Origin of the sequence: Paenibacillus antarcticus (genome assembly GCF_001637225.1) — a bacterium.
In the GTDB taxonomy this organism is placed as follows: domain Bacteria; phylum Bacillota; class Bacilli; order Paenibacillales; family Paenibacillaceae; genus Paenibacillus_AQ; species Paenibacillus_AQ antarcticus.
Window position 1 is genome coordinate 300,147 of record NZ_LVJI01000015.1, and the last position, 6,257, is coordinate 306,403.

Consider the following 6,257-nt stretch of genomic DNA (forward strand, 5'->3'; position numbering starts at 1 on the left):
CAGTTCCTTATGGTACTTTTCCCATCATCAAATTCAATAAAATCAGATTGTGACTATAGTTATAGCTTCTTTCGCAGAAAAAGTCAACCCGACTAAGGCCTAATAGACTTCCTTCGCTTCTTCACGGCTCTCCAATGTTTCCCATCCATCCATGCTAAGTAACTCTAATTGAGCTTCAACGAGACTACGGAAACGGGTCCGATAAATAGATGCCTGCTTCTTCAACTCTTCGATTTCCATCGAAATTTTCCGTGATTTAGATAAAGCTTCATTGATAATCCGGTCCGCATTCTTCTCGGATTCTTTAATGATTAATTGAGATTCTTTCTTTGCATTACTTTTCACATCATCAGCAGCTTCTTGGGCTACAATAATTGTCTTGGAAAGAGAATCCTCAATATTAATGAAATGATCTAATCTTTCTTGAAGAGTAAACATTTGGTTCTGTAATTCTTTATTCTCCCGAATGACACCCTCATAGTCCTTTATCACTTGATCCAAGAATTCATTCACTTCATCTTCATCATAACCGCGAATTCTGCGGGCAAATTCTTTGTTATGTATGTCCAATGGTGTTAATGGCATGGATGCGCACCTCCTGAAAATTTCGGTTCAAAAAACTGAATCCATTAATTGACCTTGGATAACTCAATTCGACAAGAAGTACTCACTTCCTGCAATGTATTCACATAAATTTTCCGATTTTAACACGGTACCGTCCCTTTTTCGTCATTTCTCCGGCCTCTATCACCTTGAAACGACCGAAGGTTTGAAGAGAAACGATATCTCCTTCTTTTAAAGATGAGGAGGGATTCTCTTCTACTTTCCAATTGACCCGACATCGTCCAGCTTTAATCGGCACTAGAATTTTACTACGACTAAGTCGGTATACATCTGCACAAATGCCATCAAGACGTAACGAAGCGACCGTAAGGTCCATCGTATCAAGAGAGACTTTACTTGTCCGCAATGATTCTAGCGGTAAAACCTCACTCTGTACATGAACACGGTGCACTTGATTAAGTTGCATATGAAGGTATGATGCAATATCTTCTCCAACGACCGCATGACAACCATCTTCCAATACATGGATATCACCTATCTTACTCCGTTTAATACCCAGATTAAGAATGGAACCCATGTAGTCACCATGATCGAGTTGAAGAAATTTCTGATCACCTGAGTAGATACTTAGTACAGCCATTCCCATATTTTCGTTGTCTATATCACGATAATCAGGTGCAATAATAGCGCGGCACCTTTCAGCTTCAACATAACCACCGCTTAATCGAATATGTACATCAGGATGTCGATTAACTAATGTCTGCAGTATAAAAGATTGCCTAGGATCCAGAAAATCCGTTAGTTTCACTTCATGATATTCGCCAGCATTAACGACCCATTCCCAAGCTCTGTCCACAAACTCGCGTTCATCTGGGTGAAAATGATCAAGTATATCCAGTCGCATCATAAACCCCTAGAAAAATATCGAGTGGATAACAAATTTCAATCCAGATTGGACAAATTGCAATACGAACAATGCAATAATTGGAGAAATATCAAGCATTCCCATAATGGGTGGAATAAATCGACGGAACACAGATAAATACGGTTCAACCAACTTAGTCAAGAACTCACCTATGAAATTCTCACGTAAGTTTGGAAGCCAAGACATTAATACATAAATTACAATCATATAAAAGTAAATTTCGAAAATCATTGTGATAATTCGATCAAGCTGGTACAAAGTAGGCTCACCTCATTCTATTATATTCTAGTTCTTCAGCTAAAATCTCAGAGATATTACCTTGGATTTCAACTGTATCTGGGGTGCATAGAAATATGTTACCACCAATTTTCGAAATACTTCCACTTAAAGCATACACCGTTCCACTGACAAAATCGATAATACGAAAGGCTTGATCATTACGGACACGTTGCAAATTCATTACAACTGTACGATGGGAACGCAAATGATCAGCAATTTCCTGTGCTTCATCATATGAACGTGGCTCAGCTAATACTACTTTAACATTTTTCTGTGAGTGAATGCTAACGACATTACTTCTTTGATTCTTACGTGGCTCAGTATTCGTTGTCGCATACTCCTCTTCCTCAACTGCAAGAGGCTCCCGCTCAGTAACCTCTTCTTCTTCCTGTAAACCCATAAAGTTCATAAAACGATTCATGACACCCATCTTTAGCCCTCCTCTTTCCCCACTAGAATAGATCCTAAACGTACCCAAGTAGATCCTTCTTCAATCGCGACTTCGAAATCGTTCGACATCCCCATTGATAATTCTGTGATAGGTTCGCGTGTAAGGGACTGCCGGTTAAGTTCATCTCTCAATTCCCTTAATGCTCGGAATATCGGCCGTGTATCTTCAGGATGCCCCTCAAATGGAGCCATAGTCATCAATCCAATGACTTTAATATGATCGAATCCCTTAATCTCTTCGAGAAAAGATACCACTTTCTCAGGTGCTAGACCATATTTAGAATCTTCGCCTGAAATATTAACTTGAACAAACACCTGCACGACTAATCCTAAGGATTTCGCCTTACTCTCTAGCATTTGGGCTAGTGAAAGACGATCCAGTGAGTGAATATAATGGAACTTATCGATGATATCCTTCACCTTGTTCGTCTGAAGATGCCCGATGAAATGCCAAACCCCTTGGTTGCCTAATGCATTCCACTTCTCTTCAGCATTCTGCCAGCGATTCTCACCCACATGAATGAGGCCTTGATTCAGAACTTCAGCTGTCATCTCCAATGAAACATACTTGGTAACAGCAACGACATGTACATCTTCTCTAGATCTACCACTTCTTATGCAAGCATCATTTATGCGAGTTTCTACATCATTAATCCGATCTTTAAATGTCAAAAAAACCCACCTCACTTTAAGCCTAACCAACTTGCCATACGTCCTGTCGTTCCTCCATCTTTACGATAAGAGAAGAACAAATCATTGCGGCAGCTTGTACAATATGTTGTACATTCGATATGACTCGGCATTATTCCTGCTTTCATCATAATCTGTCGATTCATTTCTTTCAAGTTTAGCATACTTTTGCCGTTGTTCTTTTTCAGATACCATGAAGTGGAATACGTATTATTACCCAAGACATCTTTTTCTAAATCGTATACCGATAACATCACCTTATCGTCTACCTCATAACAGCATGATCCAATCGAAGGGCCAATAGCAGCACGTATGTCATGAGCATCACTACCATACTCATGGACCATCTTATCTACCATGGTTGAGGCTATTCTTGATACCGTCCCTTTCCAGCCCGCATGGGCAAGCCCAATGACTTGCTTAATGGGATCATAGAAATATAACGGCACGCAATCTGCATAAAAAGAAGTTAAGAGAACGCCTGGGATATTCGTGAGTAGCCCATCCGTATTCTGAAATGCAGATGATTGATCCATATTACCACGACCTTGATCTTCAAGGTGAACGATCTCCACGTGATTACTATGAACCTGTTCACCACACGTCCATGCTTGATAAGGGAAACCTAATGTCTCAACTATTCTATGGCGATTAATTATTACATCACCCGGGTCATCATCTACATGAAAAGCACAGTTCAGACTTTCATAAGGGGATTTACTAGTTCCTCCATGTCGTCCTGTAAATCCTACGGTTATTTTATCGAAAGAGGTCCATGGTGCTAGCAGAAACAAAGCCGGGTCCTCATCTTTACGATTATTCACTACAAATGGTTCCATTCATTTCACCTCTATTCCAGTGTAACATATTTCTAGTTTGCTTACGGCAACTAAAGAGATGCTTGCGAAAGGTAACGGTTAATACGATCGACGATCAATTCGATCCAACCGATCCATATCCTTTTCTTGTTCTACAGCCTTAACTTCCTCCATTTTCACCAAAACGACATCCGACCCTATCTTCACAATATTATTCCAGGGAATAATAAGATCACTGCGACCACCAAATAAACCCATGAATCTACTATAGCTAGGCACGACAATCGCTTCAATTCTACCCTGCCGTAGGTCAAGCTCTAAATCGCTGATTTGCCCCAATCTTTTGCCATCTACAATATTAATAACATCCTTGGTTTGAAAATCGGAGATTTTCATCATCATCCCCACCATTTTCTTATCTGGAATCATAGCTTCACACCTTCATAAATATAGTTATATATTTAATATATGTGGGGTCTGGGCGAAATGTCATTTTATTATGAGAAAGCCAAAAAAAAAGCGATCCCATTAGGATCGCTCTTTGGAGCTATTTTAAAATATAAGAAAATATATGTTTCACTTGATACTCCATTCCTTATATTATTTAAAACGAGTCCCATTTTTCAAGAAAGACACTTTAGCCGCTTCTATATGATTCATGGACATTCATTTAAGCTTTAACATATTTCTGCATTTGTTGAATGGCTGATTTCTCCAACCTAGATACTTGGGCTTGAGAGATGCCAATTTCGTCTGCTACTTCCATCTGAGTTTTACCTTCAAAAAAGCGCATGGAAAGGATCATTTTTTCCCGTTGTCCTAATCTGTGCATAGCTTCTCTTAATGCAATCTCTTCAATCCATGAAACATCTTTGTTCTTATCGTCACTAATCTGATCCATCACATAAATAGGGTCACCACCATCATGGTAAATCGGTTCGAATAACGATACTGGATCCTGAATGGCATCCAAAGCGAACACTACATCTTCCTTAGGAACATTAAGTGCGGCAGAAATTTCAAAAATAGTCGGTTCTCTGCAATTCTGATTCGTTAAGGAGTCACGGACTTGAAGTGCTTTATATGCTATGTCACGTAAAGAGCGTGATACTCTTATAGGATTGTTATCCCGCAAATACCGTCGAATTTCCCCAATAATCATGGGTACCGCATACGTTGAGAATTTAACATTTTGCCCTAAATCAAAATTATCAATAGCCTTCATTAGTCCGATACAGCCTACCTGAAACAAATCGTCGACAAATTCCCCCCGATTGTTAAAACGTTGAATCACACTCAGTACCAACCTTAGATTTCCATTTACTAATTTTTCCCTAGCTGAACGTTCATTATTTTGCTGAAGGGCATGGAACAATTCCCGCATTTCCACATTTGTTAGTACGGGAAGTTTGGCAGTATCTACCCCACAGATTTCAACTTTGTTTCGGGTCATGATGATTTACCTCCCAAGAAGAAACATTAATGTACATTATCTCCCCAGAGGCTCAATTTATTCCTACTCGATAAATCTATATAGAAGAACTAAATACGAACCCCTTATCCATGGGTCTCTTCAGAATGAAGGAATTGTGGTTGCAAAATTTAGTTCAATCTATCTACTACACCATCTTATTAAATTCCTTACGTAGTCGTTTGATAATTCTCTTCTCCAATCGAGAGATATAGGACTGAGAAATCCCCAACATATCCGCTACATCTTTTTGCGTCTTCTCTTCTCCATCCTGTAGTCCGAATCTTAGTTCCATAATGGTCCGCTCTCGTTCTGTCAATTTATCAAGTGCTTTATGCAATAATTTTCGGTCTACTTGCTCTTCAATATTACGATAAATCGTATCATTCTCTGTACCTAGCACATCAGAAAGTAATAGTTCATTTCCATCCCAATCAATATTTAAAGGTTCATCAAATGACACTTCACTTCGAATTTTATTATTTCGACGCAAATACATTAGTATCTCATTCTCAATACAACGAGAAGCATACGTAGCTAATTTTATTTTTTTCTCAGGATCAAATGTATTAACAGCCTTTATCAGGCCGATAGCTCCAATCGATACCAAATCTTCAATATTGATACCTGTATTCTCAAATTTACGTGCGATATAGACGACCAATCTCAAGTTACGTTCAATCAACATTGCCCGGATAGCTGAGTCACCAGTGGACAGCCTTTGCAGTAAGTACTCTTCTTCCTCTCGTGTTAGAGGTGGGGGAAGAGCTTCACTACCTCCTATGTAGTATATTTCTTCACTTTTAAGTCCGAATAAGTAGAGCGCACGATAATATTGAATTTGTACTACTAATTTCCATTTAACCAACATGAATTCTTTCCTCCTAAGAGTTTTCTGTAAGAAAACTAGCATCGTAAGCATCATCTTTGAGTTTTCTGTAAGAAAACTAGCATCGTAAGCATCATCATATGTTTTCTGAAGCAAACTACCATCGATGTACCGCAAAAATATCTTTTCAATCATTAACTTGAGTTTCCGAAGGATATAAGCCAGCGGGAG

The 6,257-nt window shown here is 39.0% G+C and carries 9 protein-coding genes and 1 other annotated feature (1 of these 10 only partly in view); all 9 genes read right to left on the minus strand.

Annotated features, from left to right (window positions below; translation table 11 throughout):
• Window positions 1-37: a binding site (T-box leader), on the minus strand; it reaches 233 nt to the left of the window's first position.
• 62 nt (window positions 38-99) lie between these two features.
• The 9 genes from PBAT_RS11460 to sigE all read right to left on the minus strand — a co-directional run bounded on the left by PBAT_RS11460 (window position 100) and on the right by sigE (window position 6,068).
• Window positions 100-585, minus strand: a complete 486-nt coding sequence (locus PBAT_RS11460) for a DivIVA domain-containing protein (RefSeq protein ID WP_068590685.1) — start codon at window positions 583-585, stop codon at window positions 100-102.
• Between the two features lie 100 nt (window positions 586-685).
• Window positions 686-1,471: a YlmH family RNA-binding protein gene (locus PBAT_RS11465; protein ID WP_068649595.1), complete on the minus strand. Its 786-nt coding sequence runs from the start codon at window positions 1,469-1,471 to the stop codon at window positions 686-688.
• A gap of 6 nt (window positions 1,472-1,477) precedes the next feature.
• Window positions 1,478-1,720: a YggT family protein gene (locus PBAT_RS11470; RefSeq protein WP_068649662.1), complete on the minus strand. Its 243-nt coding sequence runs from the start codon at window positions 1,718-1,720 to the stop codon at window positions 1,478-1,480.
• A 34-nt stretch (window positions 1,721-1,754) separates the two neighbouring features.
• On the minus strand, window positions 1,755-2,198 hold the full coding sequence (locus tag PBAT_RS11475) for a cell division protein SepF (protein ID WP_068649596.1): 444 nt from the start codon (window positions 2,196-2,198) through the stop codon (window positions 1,755-1,757).
• Window positions 2,199-2,200: 2 nt separating this feature from the next.
• Window positions 2,201-2,890, minus strand: coding sequence for a YggS family pyridoxal phosphate-dependent enzyme (locus PBAT_RS11480; RefSeq protein WP_068649597.1), 690 nt, complete (start codon window positions 2,888-2,890; stop codon window positions 2,201-2,203).
• A gap of 11 nt (window positions 2,891-2,901) precedes the next feature.
• Window positions 2,902-3,747, minus strand: a complete 846-nt coding sequence (gene pgeF, locus PBAT_RS11485; protein ID WP_068649598.1) for a peptidoglycan editing factor PgeF — start codon at window positions 3,745-3,747, stop codon at window positions 2,902-2,904.
• Window positions 3,748-3,825: 78 nt separating this feature from the next.
• Window positions 3,826-4,155: a YlmC/YmxH family sporulation protein gene (locus PBAT_RS11490; RefSeq protein ID WP_068649599.1), complete on the minus strand. Its 330-nt coding sequence runs from the start codon at window positions 4,153-4,155 to the stop codon at window positions 3,826-3,828.
• Window positions 4,156-4,396: 241 nt separating this feature from the next.
• Window positions 4,397-5,179 carry an RNA polymerase sporulation sigma factor SigG gene (gene sigG / locus PBAT_RS11500; RefSeq protein WP_068649602.1) on the minus strand — a complete coding sequence of 261 codons (783 nt, stop codon included), beginning with the start codon at window positions 5,177-5,179 and terminating at the stop codon, window positions 4,397-4,399.
• A gap of 166 nt (window positions 5,180-5,345) precedes the next feature.
• A complete protein-coding gene (sigE, locus tag PBAT_RS11505) occupies window positions 5,346-6,068 on the minus strand; it encodes an RNA polymerase sporulation sigma factor SigE (RefSeq protein WP_068649664.1) in 723 nt (240 codons plus the stop codon).
• Window positions 6,069-6,257: the final 189 nt, after the last annotated feature.

Bases quoted from the DNA above. Each gene is read 5' to 3' on its own strand.
- PBAT_RS11460 (WP_068590685.1), bottom strand. From the start codon at position 585: ATGCCATTAACACCATTGGACATACATAACAAAGAATTTGCCCGCAGA.
- PBAT_RS11465 (WP_068649595.1), bottom strand. From the start codon at position 1,471: ATGATGCGACTGGATATACTTGATCATTTTCACCCAGATGAACGCGAG.
- PBAT_RS11470 (WP_068649662.1), bottom strand. From the start codon at position 1,720: ATGATTTTCGAAATTTACTTTTATATGATTGTAATTTATGTATTAATG.
- PBAT_RS11475 (WP_068649596.1), bottom strand. From the start codon at position 2,198: ATGGGTGTCATGAATCGTTTTATGAACTTTATGGGTTTACAGGAAGAA.
- pgeF (WP_068649598.1), bottom strand. From the start codon at position 3,747: ATGGAACCATTTGTAGTGAATAATCGTAAAGATGAGGACCCGGCTTTG.
- PBAT_RS11490 (WP_068649599.1), bottom strand. From the start codon at position 4,155: ATGATTCCAGATAAGAAAATGGTGGGGATGATGATGAAAATCTCCGAT.
- sigG (WP_068649602.1), bottom strand. From the start codon at position 5,179: ATGACCCGAAACAAAGTTGAAATCTGTGGGGTAGATACTGCCAAACTT.
- sigE (WP_068649664.1), bottom strand. From the start codon at position 6,068: ATGTTGGTTAAATGGAAATTAGTAGTACAAATTCAATATTATCGTGCG.